The organism is Acinetobacter lactucae, assembly GCF_013122135.1.
Lineage (GTDB): Bacteria > Pseudomonadota > Gammaproteobacteria > Pseudomonadales > Moraxellaceae > Acinetobacter > Acinetobacter lactucae.
The window spans coordinates 3,520,228-3,537,176 of record NZ_CP053391.1; the positions used below are offsets into that span (position 1 = coordinate 3,520,228).

Annotated in this window: 13 protein-coding genes and 2 tRNA genes; 9 read left to right on the top strand and 6 right to left on the bottom strand. The window is 40.0% G+C overall.

Annotated elements, in window-relative coordinates; genetic code table 11:
- The first annotated feature begins 632 nt into the window (after positions 1-632).
- Positions 633-1,538: a DNA-binding transcriptional regulator HcaR gene (hcaR, locus tag HLV59_RS16450; RefSeq protein ID WP_016144229.1), complete on the top strand. Its 906-nt coding sequence runs from the start codon at positions 633-635 to the stop codon at positions 1,536-1,538.
- Between the two features lie 267 nt (positions 1,539-1,805).
- Positions 1,806-2,483 (top strand): DUF1345 domain-containing protein, encoded by a 678-nt coding sequence (locus HLV59_RS16455; protein ID WP_016144228.1) that lies wholly within the window; start codon positions 1,806-1,808, stop codon positions 2,481-2,483.
- A 58-nt stretch (positions 2,484-2,541) separates the two neighbouring features.
- On the opposite strand, the gene HLV59_RS16460 is transcribed toward HLV59_RS16455, so the two are convergent.
- From HLV59_RS16460 to HLV59_RS16475, 4 genes are all read right to left on the bottom strand, one after another.
- A complete protein-coding gene (locus HLV59_RS16460; RefSeq protein WP_171430391.1) occupies positions 2,542-3,147 on the bottom strand; it encodes a glutathione S-transferase family protein in 606 nt (201 codons plus the stop codon).
- Positions 3,148-3,196: 49 nt separating this feature from the next.
- The gene (locus HLV59_RS16465; RefSeq protein WP_171430392.1) at positions 3,197-3,892 is read right to left on the bottom strand and encodes a helix-turn-helix transcriptional regulator; all 696 of its coding nucleotides are present in this window, start codon (positions 3,890-3,892) and stop codon (positions 3,197-3,199) included.
- 73 nt (positions 3,893-3,965) lie between these two features.
- Positions 3,966-4,640, bottom strand: coding sequence for an HAD-IA family hydrolase (locus tag HLV59_RS16470; protein WP_081175392.1), 675 nt, complete (start codon positions 4,638-4,640; stop codon positions 3,966-3,968).
- Positions 4,637-5,569, bottom strand: a complete 933-nt coding sequence (locus HLV59_RS16475; RefSeq protein ID WP_062849589.1) for an RluA family pseudouridine synthase — start codon at positions 5,567-5,569, stop codon at positions 4,637-4,639. Before HLV59_RS16475 ends, HLV59_RS16470 begins: the two co-directional genes overlap by 4 nt.
- 721 nt (positions 5,570-6,290) lie before the next feature.
- Between HLV59_RS16475 and HLV59_RS16480 the strand changes: the two genes are divergently transcribed.
- The 4 genes from HLV59_RS16480 to HLV59_RS16495 all read left to right on the top strand — a co-directional run bounded on the left by HLV59_RS16480 (position 6,291) and on the right by HLV59_RS16495 (position 11,944).
- Positions 6,291-9,617 carry an Rne/Rng family ribonuclease gene (locus HLV59_RS16480; protein WP_081175394.1) on the top strand — a complete coding sequence of 1,109 codons (3,327 nt, stop codon included), beginning with the start codon at positions 6,291-6,293 and terminating at the stop codon, positions 9,615-9,617.
- 191 nt (positions 9,618-9,808) lie between these two features.
- On the top strand, positions 9,809-11,650 hold the full coding sequence (locus HLV59_RS16485; RefSeq protein WP_081175396.1) for a long-chain-acyl-CoA synthetase: 1,842 nt from the start codon (positions 9,809-9,811) through the stop codon (positions 11,648-11,650).
- 120 nt (positions 11,651-11,770) lie between these two features.
- Positions 11,771-11,846 (top strand) — tRNA-Lys (locus tag HLV59_RS16490).
- A gap of 22 nt (positions 11,847-11,868) precedes the next feature.
- Positions 11,869-11,944, top strand: a tRNA-Lys gene (locus tag HLV59_RS16495).
- Between the two features lie 63 nt (positions 11,945-12,007).
- Here HLV59_RS16495 and HLV59_RS16500 read toward each other — a convergent pair.
- On the bottom strand, positions 12,008-12,904 hold the full coding sequence (locus HLV59_RS16500) for a LysR family transcriptional regulator (protein WP_081175398.1): 897 nt from the start codon (positions 12,902-12,904) through the stop codon (positions 12,008-12,010).
- A 112-nt stretch (positions 12,905-13,016) separates the two neighbouring features.
- Between HLV59_RS16500 and HLV59_RS16505 the strand changes: the two genes are divergently transcribed.
- A complete protein-coding gene (locus HLV59_RS16505) occupies positions 13,017-13,772 on the top strand; it encodes an SDR family oxidoreductase (RefSeq protein ID WP_061874212.1) in 756 nt (251 codons plus the stop codon).
- Positions 13,773-13,818: 46 nt separating this feature from the next.
- On the opposite strand, the gene hemW is transcribed toward HLV59_RS16505, so the two are convergent.
- Positions 13,819-14,973: a radical SAM family heme chaperone HemW gene (gene hemW / locus HLV59_RS16510; protein ID WP_081175400.1), complete on the bottom strand. Its 1,155-nt coding sequence runs from the start codon at positions 14,971-14,973 to the stop codon at positions 13,819-13,821.
- Between the two features lie 116 nt (positions 14,974-15,089).
- On the opposite strand from hemW, the gene HLV59_RS16515 reads away from it, so the two are divergent.
- Complete coding sequence (locus tag HLV59_RS16515; RefSeq protein ID WP_016144218.1) at positions 15,090-15,551, top strand: DMT family transporter; 462 nt, start codon at positions 15,090-15,092, stop codon at positions 15,549-15,551.
- A 33-nt stretch (positions 15,552-15,584) separates the two neighbouring features.
- Positions 15,585-16,931 carry a multidrug efflux MATE transporter AbeM gene (gene abeM / locus HLV59_RS16520; RefSeq protein ID WP_171430393.1) on the top strand — a complete coding sequence of 449 codons (1,347 nt, stop codon included), beginning with the start codon at positions 15,585-15,587 and terminating at the stop codon, positions 16,929-16,931.
- Positions 16,932-16,949 lie beyond the last annotated feature (18 nt).

Genomic DNA, 16,949 nt, shown 5'->3' on the forward strand with positions numbered 1-16,949 from the left:
TCAACAGAATGGATGTGTTCAGGTTTCTATCTTAACGATTAAAACAAATTAAGCTATGGTACTTACACTTATTTATCATATAAATATCCTTTTTATCGTGCTCATAGCTCACCTAAGTCAAATTAGAGTGCCATAAAAAACACATAGATGTGTTGGGTTTATGCGTCAGCAATTACCATTTCTATTAAGACCTCTTGTATAACATAACAATCACAGAATGCCTAAAGCCATCATACAACCATTCTATTTGCATCTTTACAGCCCCTAATTTTTACTTTTGAATTATTCTGACCCATACAAAAATATATTTAGTAACAATTACAGTTCGGTAGAGTTGAGTGAACTAGAAATTATAAATTTATTATATTGTTCACGTTTTTGCATATTATGAGAATTTCTTAAATGAATATTCAAAACATTTAGAAAATTAATTGATTAATTAAAGATAATGTATCAATTAACTATTCATTAATATCTTTTATGAATTATTAAAACCTAAGCACCTATATTAAATCTTTAATGAAAATTTAAATTCCATTTATTTTATAAATATCTAAAGCACCTTCACGCTATATCTATTTATGCTTTATACTTCACTTAAATCATAGTAAGACATTTTTTGGATTAGTCTTATGGAACTACGCCATCTCCGATATTTCATTACCGTTGCTGAAGAATTAAATTTTAGTAAAGCCGCTCTTAAACTTTTTACTGCACAACCCTCCCTTAGCCAGCAAATTAAAGACTTAGAAGAAGATGTCGGTGTACGACTTCTAAACCGCACAAAACGTAAAGTTGAGTTAACAGAAGAAGGTGAAGTATTTTTAGAACATGCTCGACTTACTCTCGCTCAAGCTGAAAAAGCTGTTGCTATGGCACGACAAGTTTCAAAGGCGAAACAGCAACTCTTACGTATCGGTTTTGTCCCCATCGCAGAAATGAAAATTTTCCCTTACGTTCTTCCTAATCTGCGATTACAACACCCCGACCTTACTATTGAATTATCTAATTTAAACAATACCGAACAACTTAAAGCCTTAAAAAAAGGTGAGTTGGACATTACATTTACGCGTGAAAATACAGATAGTGATGAAATTCAAAGTCAATTTGTTTTTACTGAACCCCTGATTTTCTTGCTTCCTAAGAATCATCCACTTGCTCAATATGATCGAATCCCTGTCCATGCCTTGCAAGGCATCGATTTTATTATTCCTGCTGCCGAGCAATCACAAACGTTACATAATACGATTTTAGATTTCGCTAAAACTCACAACATCGAACTAAATATTGTTCAAAAAGCAGACAGCATATTATTCAATATTAACTCTCTTGGCTCTGGATTAGGTTGTACAATTTTACCAGCTTACGTAGCACCTTTAGGCATCAAAAATACTGTCGTTCGCCCACTTGATGTCGAGTTGCCCACACTTGATTTATTCGTAAATTACCGCAAAAACTCACAGTCTGTAGGCGTGCAAAAATTTATTGATCAACTCACTAAAGTATTTCATTTAGATAAAAACTTAAATCATGCTTAATTATTAAAAATAATTTTATTATTAAACACATGATTAATAAGATCATCTTTATAAAAAGTATAAATAAATATTATTTCTATTTATTTATACTTTTTACGAACAGTTTAATCTGTGCTTTTGTTCTATTTTACATATTGGATAAAAGTAATTACTCCAAGATATATAAATGAAAGAAAATGGAATAAAATCCATATAAAACGAGATATTATTTTCACCATTTAATAAAAAACAATATATCTGTTACATAATAAAAGGAGATAAGGGAAAATGGTTGGCGTATTTCAACATCTTGGACGTAGTGTACAAAACCGCCCTCATTTTTTTATTGCTTTATTCATGGGAGTGATCACCGCCAGTATTTTGACATGGTTAACTTCATGGAAATGGTCAACTATTTTATTAGTCAGTTGGAATGCTTCGGTTAGCATTTATTTACTCCATGTTTGGCAACTCATGAGAAGTGCCGATCATTCACAAATGCAACAGCAAGCTAAAAAACAGGATGAAAGCAAATGGGTCATTATGCTGATTGTTTTATTGGCCTTAACTATGTGTCTGGTTGCTATTTTAATTCAACTGTCGCAGCTCCCTTCTGACGGTTCTGCAAAGTTAGGCCATGTGGCTTTAGCTTTACTCACCATTGTGTCTGCATGGCTTTTTATGCATACCGTTTTTGCCTTACATTATGCCCATGATTTTTATATGGCTTTGTCTAGAAATGAAGAAAATGGAGGGTTAAATTTCCCAGGAACACAACACCCAACTTATCCAGATTTTCTATATTTTAGTTATATTATTGGTACTTCTGCTCAAACGGCCGATGTCTCAATTACCACCAAACATATGCGCCTTTTAAACCTATTTCACGCAGTGCTGTCTTTTGGGTTTAATACCACCATTTTAGCGATCTGTATTAATGTGGCTGCTGGCTTTCTTACCAATTAGATCTCTTATTTAAAAATAAAAAAGCCACCCATTGGGGTGACCTTTAAGAATATTACGTTTATAACAGTTGACTCATAGTGCTTTGTTTTAAGCCTTCACGCTGTTTAATCGTTTCAACATAACGGGTAATGGCAGGGTGTGATTCAATCGCTTTCATTTTTAACTGCCATAAAAGCATAGCGCCAACACTTACATCTGCTGCGGTAAATTGTTCACCACATACATACGGATTCGCTTCACTCAAACCTTGCACTAAAGCTTGATAAGCATCATTGTAATCGCCATAGCCAACGAACATCTTTTGCTCAGGCGATACTTCTATTCCTAAAGCTTTATCAACACCAGCAGCTTCCCAAGGACCCGCCATCACAAATAACCAACGATAGTACAAACCGCGTTTTGGATCATCTAAAGCAGGTGCTAAACCTTTTTCAGAAAACTTATCAGCTAAATAAGCACAGATTGCGCCTAACTCATAAATTACCACATCGCCATCTACCAATACCGGCACTTTTCCAAAAGGATTAAGTTTTAGATATTCAGGCGACTTCATTTCGGTCTTGTATGCAACTTCAATTCGTTCACATTCAACACCGAGCTCGACTAAAAGCCAGTCGATCACAACACCACGCGACTCTTTGTTAGTATAAAGTTTAAGGCTCATTCTTATTGCTCCTTGTTTATCGTAGTTCTTAGTTTACAAGTGGTCTTTGTCAATTTTTGTCAGTAGCCTTTTGCATTTCCTGTTTCCACCACTTTTGGAACAGCAGCTTTTTAAATTCGGGATATATATCTTGGCTAATGTGAAGTTGATGTATTCGATCAACTCGAAAGTGGCGAAATGCCTGACGCAATTCACACCAAGCAGCCAGTACTACTTTGTCATTTAAATATCCTAAAGCAAAAGGCCAAAGTGAACGTTCACTTAACCGTTTTTGTTCATCGCAATAATCTACTTTTATCTTTACTTGATTACGAATGGCTATACGCACCTGCTCCACCAGAGTCGCATCAACTGGATGCCAATAATGTGCGACACCTAAGGTCATATCATCAAGTAGATATTTTCGGTGTTTAGGTAAAACAGCATAAAGCTTTGAATAAATTGAAACCGCAGCAGATTTTAATGACTGATCAGGAACATCTTTCAACCATTCTAAAGCTAAAAACAAAGCCTCCGCCTCATCTTCATTAAATGTTACTGGTGGTAATACAATATCTTCTTTGAGCTGAAACCCAAGACCTGCTGAAGCATCAATTCTTACACCTTGCTCACGTAAGCTATCAATATCTCGATAGACACTTCGAACGCTAATTTCTAGGCGCTCAGCCAAGACTTGCGCTGTGATTGGGTAATGGGCTTCACGGAGCTGCTGTAAAAGATTTAATAGGCGAATTGAACGGCTCATTTTTCTCTTCTTATTGTTTTGTTATTTAACTTAGATAAAGAGGGAACGTATTCCCTCTTTGAATTATTTTAAATTAAGCGACATCTACTGTAGGTAACTGAGCATACCCTCTCAAAAAGCTGTGAAGCTCTTGTACATCCTTAGCAATCGTTAAAGGTTGAAACTTTTGCAGAACTTCAACCGAATGCACGCCATAACCTACTCCGATACGCGGCATCCCCAAACGCTGTGCCATCTCAAGGTCATAGCTACTGTCACCAATCATGACCGCTTGCTCAACACTCACTCCCGTTACAGTCAAAATCTCTTGTAACATCAGTGGGTCTGGTTTTGAACGTGTTTCGTTGGCTGCCCGAGTTACATCAAAAAGATGAGTACTTTGTGTTTTTGCGATTACACGGTCTAACCCACGACGGTTTTTACCCGTCGCGACTGCAAGTTTTAAACCTTGGGCTTTTAAATCATGGAGTAGTTCAGAAATACCGTCAAACCATGCATCACTAGTCGAGTTCGCAATATAGTGATCGCCATATGCTTTTAAGATCGAGTCATGCAACTCTGGTGCTTCTGGAAATAAGGTCTGCATAACCTCTGGCAAGCCTAACCCAATAATACTTTTTGCTGCCTCATCACTTAGAGGTAATTCATGTTGCTCTGCGGCATGTTGTAAGCTAGCAACAATCTGGCCAACAGAGTTATATAAAGTTCCATCCCAGTCAAAAATAACTAATTCGGTTTTCAGACTCATTTTGCTACTCTCAAAGCCTTTAATAACTGGGTCATATCTTCTGGTAACGGCGCTTCAATGGGTGGATAACCCGGAATATCTAAACGCATCGCGTGTAAACATAAACGTCGTGCCTGCGGACCTGCGTACTCAGTGGTGTGCCCATATTTATCATCACCTACCAAAGGATGTCCAATACTTAAACCATGTACACGGATCTGATGAGTACGGCCTGACAAAGGTGAGGCATGGACCAAAGTAGCATTTTTAAAGCGCTCAGCAACCACCCATTCCGTTTTACTCGGTTTACCTTCTTTAGAGACACGTACACGACGCTCGCCATTGGCTAACTCGTAACGAAATAAAGGAGCATCAATAAGTTGTTTATCGAGACTCACCTGACCTTTTACAATTGCCGCATAAGTCTTACGAATTTTGTGCTCACGCAACATATCTTGTAGCAGCTTTAAAGTACTACGTTTCTTGCTAATCATGACCAGACCAGAAGTGTCACGGTCAATGCGGTGAATTAGTTCTAAGTATTTCTTACCTGTCGCGGCGCGTAAAGCCTCAATCAAACCATACGCCACACCGCTACCACCATGTACGGCAATACCTGATGGTTTATTTATGACTATCAGCCCTTCATCTTCATAGACCACACGGCTGAGTAGGCTTTGTGCTACACTGTCACTCACGGGAGCGGCTGTTTCATCTTTTTGTTCATAGCGAATAGGTGCTACACGAATCTGATCTCCAATCTCTAATTTGGTCTCAGCTTTAATACGTTTTTTGTTTACTCGAACCTGACCTTCACGAATCAAACGATAAATACGACTCTTAGGTACACCCTTTAAACGCGAAAACAGGAAATTATCAATTCGCTGTCCTGCTTGATGTTCATCCACCTCAAACCAAGTGACACTTTGCCATTGCTGTGTAGAATTCATACTAATATTTAAACCTGAAATTTTGCTAAATTTGATTAATAAATGACCGATTAGCTTAGTTTTTTCACAAGAAATCTAAGCTTAGCCCATAGGCAGATGCTGCAAGGTTTGATATAGTCAGCGCACGGATACCGCCGTAAGTGAACATCTAATAGGGAATTTCCCTGATTGAAACCTCAATCAAAATGATGCTTTCATCACCAGCTCGGATTGGTCCTAAAGAATTATGCCGACGCCGAAGGCTTATTATATCGGCAAAATGACAAACTGTTGCGTTTAATTCAGTTTGTTCAAAAAAATATGTTACCAACTCTAGTTGGTTATGGAACGTAAACTGATACACATCAGACAAATCGCTCCTTAATGTTGCCTTCAGGCTAAAGCGTTGATGCATTGGAACTGCCGAAAGCACCGATACGATGAGCATTCCGTATCAAACTTCCAAAAAGAAGTCACTTCGCGCCCAATGACAGTGAAAGTCATTAACCAATGCACCGCTCACCCGCCAGTGAAGCACTAAGGAAGTCTGATTTAAAGGTTGAAGCAGTATTGCCTACATCACAGACGAGAATCGAAGCTAAGGCTAAATGTAGCCGGTAACAGATGACTCAGACCACAAATATTTTGAGATCTGGGAAATGATCCGTCATGTTCGATGTTCGTTCAGAACCTTTAAGTTTGTGCGATATGTTTGTGTGGGTCACTATTAGGTGTCACACCCATGAAACGTATGTTGATTAATGCAACTCACGCAGAAGAAGTCCGCGTTGCACTTATCACTGGTAATCGTCTTTACGATTTTGATTTAGAGAATCGTACCCGAGAACAGAAAAAATCCAATATCTATAAAGGCCATGTAACCCGCGTAGAACCATCTTTAGAAGCTGTTTTTGTTGAATACGGCGCAGGCCGTCAAGGCTTCTTGTCTATGCGCGAAATTGCTAACAGTTATTTCCAAGCAGACCCACGACAAACTTCAAACATTCGTGAACTTATCACTGAAGGTACTGAATTACTTGTTCAAGTCGAAAAAGAAGAACGTGGCAATAAAGGCGCTGCCCTTTCTACCTTTATTTCACTTGCAGGACGTTATTTGGTTCTTATGCCGAACAACCCGAAAGGCGGCGGTATTAGTCGTCAAATTTCAGGTTCTGTACGTGAAGAATTAAAAGAAATTTTAGCTTCTTTAAATTTACCGCGTGGTATGAGCGTTATTGTACGTACCGCTGGTATTGGCCGTACCCAAGAAGAACTACAGTTAGACTTACAGCATTTGCTTGACCTTTGGGCTCAAATCCAAGGCACAGCGAGCTCTGGTCCTTCTCCAATGCTGGTTCATCAAGAAGCTGGTGTTGTTACTCGTGCTATCCGCGATTATTTACGTGATGATGTTGCAGAAATTTTAATTGATAGCGAACAGGCTTATAACGAAGCTTATAACTTTGTTAAAGCAGTGATGCCTCGTCAATTAGATAAACTTAAAACTTATACTTTAAACGAGCCATTGTTTGCTCATTTTGGTATTGAAAGCCAAATTCAAACTGCTTATGAGCGTGAAGTAAAACTTCCTTCTGGCGGTTCAATCGTGATTGACCAGACTGAAGCTTTAGTTTCAATCGATATTAACTCTGCGAAATCGACTCGTGGACATGACGTTGAAGAAACTGCGCTGAATACGAACTTAGAAGCGGCAGAAGAAATTGCTCGCCAACTTCGTCTTCGTGACATTGGTGGTTTAGTTGTAATTGACTTCATCGATATGACTAAAGAGCGCAACCAACGCATGGTTGAAGCAAAACTTCGTGAAGCAACACAAAGCGATCGTGCACGTATTCAGTTTGGCCAACTCTCTCGTTTTGGCTTAATGGAAATGAGCCGTCAACGTTTACGTCCATCTCTTGAAGAAGCAACAGGTTATGTGTGCCCTCGCTGTCATGGTACAGGCATGGTTCGTGACTTACGCTCACTTTCACTTTCTATTATGCGTAAAGTAGAAGAGATCGCGCTTCGTGAACGTCATGGTGAAGTACAAGTAGAAGTACCTGTTGAAATTGCAGCGTTTTTGCTCAATGAAAAACGTCATAGCCTTGTTTATTTAGAACAAACTTCTAGTGTTCGTGTGACTGTTTTACCTCACCCACACTTAGAAACACCTCACTACGAAATTCAGTACAATCCAGATGGATTTGCACCATCTAGCTACGAACGTACTGAAGCAACTCGTTCAAGTGAAAAAGAGTTAGGTTATGAATCTTCTGAATGGCATTTAGAAGAAGCTGATCATGGTCATACTCATGCAGCCCCTGCTGCCAACAACGCAGCTAACCAAAAGAAAGTAAATCAAGCAGCTCAACCTGCTGTTGCTCAGCCAAGCGCTCAAAAAGCAGCAAGCCCATGTGCATGGTTAGAGAACCTTTTTGTTCAAAAACAAGCTCAAACAGTTGATCAATCTCGCTCAGCACAAAATGCTGCTGCCGCAATTGAACAAATGGTGAATACAGGCGCTGTTAGCCGTGGACAGTTTGGCCAAGTTACAGTACCAGTAGTTGCTGAAGTTACTTCGGCTCCATCTAACAATGCTTATATTTCTCAATCTCCTGTTAAACAGGAAGCACGTGAGAATGTTGAGAAAGACGATAAAGTACAACAGCAGCGTCCAAACAACAAAAAACGTAAGCACAAAGAGCAACGTGAACAACATCAGCACCACCATAATCAAGAACCACAACAACAGCAGGTTCATGAAGAGGTTGTACAGTTATCACGCCAAGAGCAACGTGAATTAAAACGTCAACAAAAGCGTCAACAACAAGATCAGCCACATGCCCAACATCAAAATGATGGTCAACAAGCTGAGCATGCTGTACCACGTCGTGACCGTAATAATCAACAACGTCCAAACCGCCCGAATCGCCACCGCGATCCAAGCGTATTAAATGAAAATCAAAATACGCAGGCACCAGCAGTTGTTGATGAAAAACAAATTAAGGTTGATTTGATTGATGCTCCACAGCATGAAGTCATGAATACAGCCTTAGTCATCAATGTTGATCAAGCACAAAGCGAAATTATTGCTTTAACGCCTGAGCAACCTGTTGAACGTACTGAAAAAGCACCTGTTGTTGAAGCTGCACAAGAATCAGCTCCAGCACCTGTTGCTGCTGTGGAAGAGACAGTAACTGCAGAAGCAGAAGCTCCTCAACCAAAGGCTGAGAAAGCTCAACCGCAAATTCAACGTGCGAGTAATGATCCTCGTATGCGTCGCCGTGAACAACGCAACGCAAAACGTGCCAAAGCTGTTACACCATCAATTGCCCCATCGCAAATTCCAACGTTGGCGCAATATACGATTGGTAGCTTGATTCGTCATGTTTACGGTGAAGACTGTACAGTACTGATTGAACAGTTTGGTTTAGTTCCAACATTCAATCGTGCATTGCAGAAATTTGCAGAGCAATACGCAAGTACTCTAGTGACTGAAGTCGCAGCTGAAGCTGAAGACAAAAAGCCTGTTACTCGTGATGCTGAGCTTCCAAGTAACAAGCCTTCACAAGAAGCAGAACCTGCGCCAGTACTTCCGTTGACGCCACCAAAAGAGGCAACACCGCGTGTTGCTAATGATCCGCGTGAACGCCGTCGTTTAGCGAAACTTGCAGCTGAACAAGCTTTTGAGCAAGTTAAACAACAACATTCTGCACCAGAAGAAGCTGTCCCTGTAGCTGAGACTGTAGAAGAAACCGTTGTTGCTCCTACTGCTGAAACACAAGCACCAGTTGAATCTAAGCAACAACCGCTTGAACTTGATCAGGAAACTGAGGCTGCAGCTAGCGTAGAAGAAACACCAGCGTCAACTGTAGTTGAAGAAGCTCCAGTTGCAAAGCAGCCAAAAGCTACAAAAACCAAAGTAGCTACAGAACAAGCTGTAGAACCAACTGAAGCTGCTGCCGAGAGTGAATCAGAAGATTCTAAAGCTGATAAGGACAAACCAAGTCGTCCTCGTCGTCCTCGTGGCCGTCCACCGAAGAAAGCAAATCCTGTAGCTGAGTAAATCATTTGCTCAATTGCAGCTAATTTAAACAAACCTAGTCATTTCGATGACTAGGTTTTTTTTGTTATTTTTAACCAATTAGGTTGATTGCACTAGAAGAAAAGTTTTAAAAGCATGGTGAACCATGAAAAATACTGTACTTTTGCCAACGCAACCTTTTTTGGATTGATCGAAAAATAAATAGGATTGATATGAGCCAGACAACACAGACCGATATCATTACGCTTGGGGATGTTGCCACCAGACTTCCTAGCTTTATTCCCAAAGTACCCCATATCCTGAATGGTCTTAAACAGGCTTATTTAAGAACAGCAAACACACCAACTGGATTAGGTGTAGCTTTTGAGAAAGCTGTTAAACGGAATCCGAAAGGTATTGCTTTATTATTTGAAGATCAAAGTTACTCATACGAAGCTTTAAATGAATGGGCTAACCAGATTTCTCACTATTATTTATCTCTCGGCGCACGTAAAGGTGATGTGATTGCCGTAATGGTTGAGAACCGTTCTGAGCTTATTGCCACTATTGTGGGCTTAGCTAAAATTGGGGTAACTATTGCGCTTGTAAATACATCTCAAGTCGGTAAAGTCCTCTCTCATAGCATCAATCTTGTAAAGCCAATTGCAGTCATTGCTGGCGAAGAAGTCCGTGCTGCAATTGATGAAATTCGTCAAGACTTAAACGTTCCTAAAGATCGCTTCCATTGGTTTGCAGATCAGGCAACGCGTCAAGATGCGGGAACTGCACCTCAAGGTTATGCCAATCTTGCACTAGAAATAGATCAATTTCCGAAATTCAATCCATCAACCACACATTCTGTTCATGGAAATGATGGCCTGTTTTATATTTATACTTCGGGCACAACGGGGTTACCAAAAGCAGTTATTTTTAAACATAGCCGCTGGACACTTGCCTATGGTACTTACGGCCACATTCTAAACCTTGGTCCAGATGATGTGATGTATGTCACTTTGCCGTTGTACCATGCAACAGGCGTGGTTGTTTGCTGGTGTGGTGTGATTGCAGGAAGCTCGACCCTTGCAATTCGCCGCAAATATTCAACCAGTGCATTCTGGAAAGATGTACAGAAGTTTAATGCTTCTGCAATCGGCTACGTAGGTGAACTTTGCCGTTACTTGATGGATGCTCCGGCTACAGAGCTTGACCGTGCTCACCGTGTAACCAAAATGATTGGTAACGGCATGCGTCCAAACATCTGGGATAAATTTAAACAACGTTTTGGCATTCAAGAAGTTCTAGAGCTTTATGCTTCAAGTGAAGGTAATGTCGGTTTTAGTAATATTTTCAACTTTGACAATACGGTAGGCTTCTCCCCTATGCCGTATGCAGTCATTCAATTTGATAAAGAAAAGAATGAGCCTGTACGCGATAAAAATGGCTGGTGTAAAAAAGTTAAAGCAGGTGAAGTCGGTTTATTGGTAGGCAAAATTACCAGTCGCTCACCATTTGACGGCTATACCGACCCAGAAAAGAATAAATCTGTGATTATGCAAGATGTCTTTAAAAAAGGTGACTCATATTTCAATACAGGTGATCTTGTTCGTAATATTGGTTTCCGTCATGCCCAGTTTGTTGACCGTCTAGGCGATACCTTCCGCTGGAAAGGCGAAAATGTATCTACTACCGAAGTTGAAAACATGGTGTGTGAATATGACAAGATCGCTGAAGCTGTGGTTTATGGTGTAGAAATTCCAAATACCAATGGGCGTGCAGGTATGGCAGCAATCACACTTGCTGATGGTGCTGAGTTAAATGACACTGATTTAACAGAAATGGTGACTGTATTTAAAAAATGCTTACCTGCTTATGCAGTACCAGTGTTTTTACGTATACAAGCTAAAGTTGAAACAACAGGTACTTTTAAGTACCAAAAGAATAAATTGAAGGAAGATGCGTTTAATCCAAGCAAAACTTCTGAACGTTTACTCGCTTTATTACCTGGTGAAAGCAGTTACTGTGACATCACAACTGAAATTTTTGACAACATTCAGGCATATAAATACCGTTTTTAGTTCATTTTTTAGCTAAACAAGAGGAAATCGTGCTTTTTATAGGCAATCATGCAAATGTTTTTCAATTTCCTCTTGTGTTAGTTGAATAACTTGCTAAAATACGCGACATCAAAACGATACGGGTCGTTAGCTCAGTTGGTAGAGCAGCGGACTTTTAATCCGTTGGTCCCGCGTTCGAGTCGCGGACGACCCACCACTTATCTGTTTTGAACCTATTTGGGTCGTTAGCTCAGTTGGTAGAGCAGCGGACTTTTAATCCGTTGGTCCCGCGTTCGAGTCGCGGACGACCCACCAAATTCTAAAAAGCCTCTCACTGCGAGAGGCTTTTTTTATTGTTAATGTATTTTAGTTTTATGACTAAAAGATGACGATGCATTTCTTATATAGAACATCTTTAACCCATTCCATAAAGATTTCCAAACGCTTAGGAATATAACTTCGGTTCGGATACAAAATATTGAGTGGAAGAGATGGGGACGTATAAGTGCTTAATACTTCAACTAAAGTTCCTTGCTCAATTTTATCTTGTACATCGAAGTACGGTAGTTGAATAATCCCCAAACCTGCACTGGCTGCTGCAATATAGGCTTCGGTATTATTTACACTTAAAGCACTATCCATCATCACAGCTCCATTTTGATAGAAGAATCCCCCTTGTTTCTCACCAACGGGACCTGTGTAATTAATCAATTTATGCTGAGATAGATCTACTAATTGTTCAGGGATGCCATACTGTTCTAAATAGTCAGCACTTGCACAATTCACCATAATCAAGTTACCAACAAACTTCGCAATTAAACTACTGTTATTTAACTGCCCTACCCGAACAACACAATCAATTCCTTTCTCAATTAAGTCAGTAATGTCATCAGAACTATGAAGTTGTAAATGGATATCCGGATAGCGCCTATAAAAATCGGGAAGTTCAGGAATAATCACTTGGTGTACGATTCGGCTGGGCATTGAAATTTTTAGCGTGCCACGATAATGCTGCTTTTGTGCCTGTATAAGCTGTTCGAGCTGTTCATAATCAAATAATAGATTTTGGCATTCAGGTAATATTCGTTGTCCATCTTGGGTAAGGCTGACTTTACGCGTAGTTCGATGGAATAAACGTACCCCATAGTGAGTTTCCAATTGTTGAATTGCACTCGTCACTGTCGAACGAGGTAAATCAAGCTGATTTGCCACTTCACTAAAGCTTTGTCGTTTAGCGACTTCTGTAAAAATAAAAAATTGCTGCAACCGATCCATTTAATTGTTCGTATTTTATGAATAGTTAAACCAAACTAGCATAATTGATCAAAAATTACCGCCAATCTAGACTAAAAACACATTAAAACAAGTCATCATAGGAACAACCATCATGGCAACTCATACCTTAAAAGATAAAGTTGTACTGATTACAGGCGGCGCAAAAAACTTAGGTGGACTGATTAGCCGTAAATTCGCAGAACAAGGCGCAAAAATCGCGATTCACTACAATAGCGCTGAAACTCAAGCAGATGCTGAACAGACGCTCACAGATGTAAGAGCATTCGGTGTAGATGCCGTTTTAATTCAAGCAGACTTAACGGATATTGATAATATCGAAAAACTCTTCTTAGACACTAAGCAACATTTTGGTGGAATAGATATTGCGATCAATACAGTTGGAAAGGTTTTAAAGAAATCATTTTTAGAAACCACCGAACAAGAGTTTGATAGCATGAGCGATATCAACTCAAAAATTGCCTATTTCTTTATTCAATCGGCGGGTCGTCACCTAAATAACGGCGGCAAGATTTGCTCAATCGTAACTTCCCTTCTTGCAGCCTACACTGGACTCTATTCAACCTATGAGGGTTTAAAAGCACCTGTTGAGCATTACACCCGTGCTGCATCAAAAGAATTTGGTGATCGTCAGATTTCCGTGACTGCTGTTGCACCAGGTCCAATGGACACACCATTCTTTTATGGCCAGGAGTCTGCCGAAGCGGTCGCTTACCATAAATCAGCTTCAGCTTTAGGTGGACTCACTAAAATTGAAGATATTGAACCTCTAGTTCGCTTTTTAGTAACCGAAGGTTGGTGGATTACCGGTCAGACGATTTTTGCAAATGGCGGCTACACCACCCGCTAAAGTCAAAAAAGCCGCATCTCATCGTGCGGCTTTTTAGCTTGTTTCTTTACAAGAACTCTTCTAGTACCGAGTTTAAGAAAATATGCCCTTGCTCTGTACAAGCTAAACGAGAATGATCATCTACCAATAACCCTCTAGCTCGCAATGAAGTAAGTACCTCATTTAAGTGATCTAAGCTTAAGCCTGTACGCTGCTCATATAACTCGGCTTTTACACCATCATTTAGACGCAAAGCATTCATCATAAATTCAAAAGGTAACTCTTCTGCCTCAATCTTTTTCATTTGCAAATGCTCGGCTGGAACCTTAGCCAAATAGTCTTTCGGTAAACGGGTTTTTTGGAAACGGTACACCCCATCAGGTTGTGTCACTTTGCCATGTGCCCCTGCACCAATCGCAAGGTAATCACCAAATTCCCAATAATTTAAATTATGGGCTGAAGGCTGCTCTTTACGCCAAGCCGATACTTCATAGTTTATAAAACCATTGGCTTTTAGATAAGCCTCACCCTGCTCTTGAATGTCTTCTAGCACTTCGTCTTGAGGCAAAACAGGCTGAGTACGGAAGAACACCGTGTTCGGTTCGATAGTAAGTTGATACCAACTGATATGGGTCGCACCATGCTCTACAGCAACCTTTAAATCATAAAGCGCTTGCTCTAGCGTTTGCTCAGGTAGGCCATGCATTAAATCGACATTCACTCGCTTAAAGCCTGCTTGTCTTGCTTGTTCTATTGCATCCATAGCATTGTTTGCTGAATGAATACGTCCAAGCTTTTGCAAGTGCTCTGTATTAAAAGTCTGCACACCAATCGACAAACGATTAATACCTGCTTCTAAATAGCCTGCAAACGGATCATGCTCTAGTGTTCCAGGGTTTGCCTCTAGTGTGATTTCACAGCCATCTTCAAATTTGAGCAATGACTTAAGCTGATCAAAGAGCCATGCATAACCTTTTGCAGAAATGAGTGAAGGCGTTCCACCACCAATAAATACACTGTGAATTGAACGTCCCTGTGCCATATCGACTTGAGTTTCAAAGTCAGCCACCAATGCTTTTAAATAGGTTTGCTCAAGCTCTGACGAAAGTGCTCCATCTGGTACAGCGTGCGAGTTAAAGTCGCAATATGGACATTTACGCACGCACCAAGGCATATGAATATATAAAGATAGAGGAATAGAAGCAGGGTTTAATACGGCCAAGGAGCAGGTCCAATTTACACAATATTTCTATTTTAACATGACTGCATCAATGGGCTTATGAAAACATACCTTAATTGCTTTAGACTGTTTTTAAACATACTTAAATATTGATAAAAATGATGAAATTCTCTAGTCAACTTTTCCTGATCTTACCTCTAGCTATGGGAATCGGTGTTGCCATGGCTTTTCAAACTGCAATTAATGCACAACTGCGCGAGCAACTACACTCACCCTTGCAGGCAGCTTTATTATCATTTTTCATAGGTACTATTGTTTTAGCAGTTATGGTTTTCTTTCAAAGTGCCGAGAAACCTAGTTTAAGTGAAATATCAAATATTCCATGGCTTCTTTGGACAGGAGGATTCCTAGGGGTTTATGCAATTAGCATGAGCATTTATACTGCACCTAAGCTTGGTTTTTTAACCTTTACAGGACTAGTCGTTTTTGGGCAAATTGTTATTTCTATGCTACTTGATCATTTTGGCTGGTTAGGTACAGAAAAGACTCCTGTTACATGGCAACGGTTTCTTGGTGGAGTCATCATCTTTGTCGGTGTGATACTCACCTTGCAACGTTAGCTTCATTTTTATAATTTAAAAAGAGTACCTTTTGTGTCGAATGTCACATCTTTTCGGTCTGAATTAAAACAACTCTTCCACTTAATGCTACCGATTTTAATTACCCAGTTTGCTCAAGCAGGATTTGGGTTAATTGACACTATTATGGCTGGGCATTTATCTGCAACTGATTTAGCTGCAATTGCTGTAGGAGTCGGTTTATGGATTCCAGTCATGCTCCTGTTCAGTGGCATTATGATTGCAACTACACCATTGGTCGCTGAAGCAAAGGGCGCAAGAAATACAGAACAAATTCCTGTTATTGTTCGCCAATCCTTATGGGTCGCCATCATTTTAGGCGTAATGGCTATGCTCATTTTGCAGCTCATGCCATTTTTCTTGCATGTGTTTGGCGTACCAGAGAGCTTACAGCCTAAAGCAAGTTTATTCTTACATGCGATTGGTTTAGGCATGCCAGCTGTGACCATGTATGCAGCTCTACGCGGTTATTCGGAGGCCTTAGGTCATCCACGCCCTGTAACAGCTATTAGCCTATTAGCTTTAGTTGTATTGATTCCTCTTAATATGATCTTTATGCATGGCTTAGGACCAATACCTGCATTAGGTAGCGCAGGCTGTGGTTTTGCAACCTCCATTTTACAATGGCTCATGCTAATTACATTAGCAGGCTATATTTATAAAGCCTCGGCTTACCGAAACACGTCTATTTTTAGCAGATTCGATAAAATTAACCTGAGTTGGGTAAAAAGAATTTTACAGCTTGGCCTACCAATCGGTTTAGCCGTGTTCTTTGAAGTCAGTATTTTTAGCACAGGTGCATTGGTGCTTAGCCCATTGGGTGAAGTGTTTATTGCAGCGCATCAAGTCGCAATTTCAGTGACTTCAGTGCTGTTTATGATTCCGCTTTCACTTGCGATTGCCTTAACCATTCGAGTGGGAACCTATTATGGTGAAAAGAACTGGGCTTCCATGTACCAAGTGCAAAAGATTGGTCTGAGCACAGCAATATTTTTTGCTTTATTGACAATGTCTTTTATTGCCCTAGGTCGTGAACAAATTGTCTCGGTTTATACTCAAGATATAGATGTAGTTCCTGTTGCCATGTATTTACTCTGGTTTGCCATGGGTTATCAGTTGATGGATGCATTGCAAGTCAGCGCGGCAGGCTGTTTAAGAGGCATGCAAGATACTCAAGCACCGATGTGGATTACACTCATGGCGTATTGGGTGATTGCGTTCCCTATTGGCCTTTATTTAGCACGTTATACTCATTGGGGTGTAGCTGGTGTATGGCTAGGTTTGATTATTGGTTTAAGCATTGCTTGTGTTTTATTACTCTCAAGGCTTTATTTAAACACCAAACGTTTAAGCAAAACCTAATAAAAAAGCCGATGAAAC

Coding starts and splice junctions, on each gene's coding strand:
- HLV59_RS16485 (WP_081175396.1), top strand. CDS start 9,809: ATGAGCCAGACAACACAGACCGATATCATTACGCTTGGGGATGTTGCC.
- HLV59_RS16505 (WP_061874212.1), top strand. CDS start 13,017: ATGGCAACTCATACCTTAAAAGATAAAGTTGTACTGATTACAGGCGGC.
- HLV59_RS16460 (WP_171430391.1), bottom strand. CDS start 3,147: ATGAGCCTTAAACTTTATACTAACAAAGAGTCGCGTGGTGTTGTGATC.
- HLV59_RS16465 (WP_171430392.1), bottom strand. CDS start 3,892: ATGAGCCGTTCAATTCGCCTATTAAATCTTTTACAGCAGCTCCGTGAA.
- HLV59_RS16475 (WP_062849589.1), bottom strand. CDS start 5,569: ATGAATTCTACACAGCAATGGCAAAGTGTCACTTGGTTTGAGGTGGAT.
- HLV59_RS16515 (WP_016144218.1), top strand. CDS start 15,090: ATGATGAAATTCTCTAGTCAACTTTTCCTGATCTTACCTCTAGCTATG.
- HLV59_RS16455 (WP_016144228.1), top strand. CDS start 1,806: ATGGTTGGCGTATTTCAACATCTTGGACGTAGTGTACAAAACCGCCCT.
- HLV59_RS16500 (WP_081175398.1), bottom strand. CDS start 12,904: ATGGATCGGTTGCAGCAATTTTTTATTTTTACAGAAGTCGCTAAACGA.
- hcaR (WP_016144229.1), top strand. CDS start 633: ATGGAACTACGCCATCTCCGATATTTCATTACCGTTGCTGAAGAATTA.
- HLV59_RS16470 (WP_081175392.1), bottom strand. CDS start 4,640: ATGAGTCTGAAAACCGAATTAGTTATTTTTGACTGGGATGGAACTTTA.
- HLV59_RS16480 (WP_081175394.1), top strand. CDS start 6,291: ATGAAACGTATGTTGATTAATGCAACTCACGCAGAAGAAGTCCGCGTT.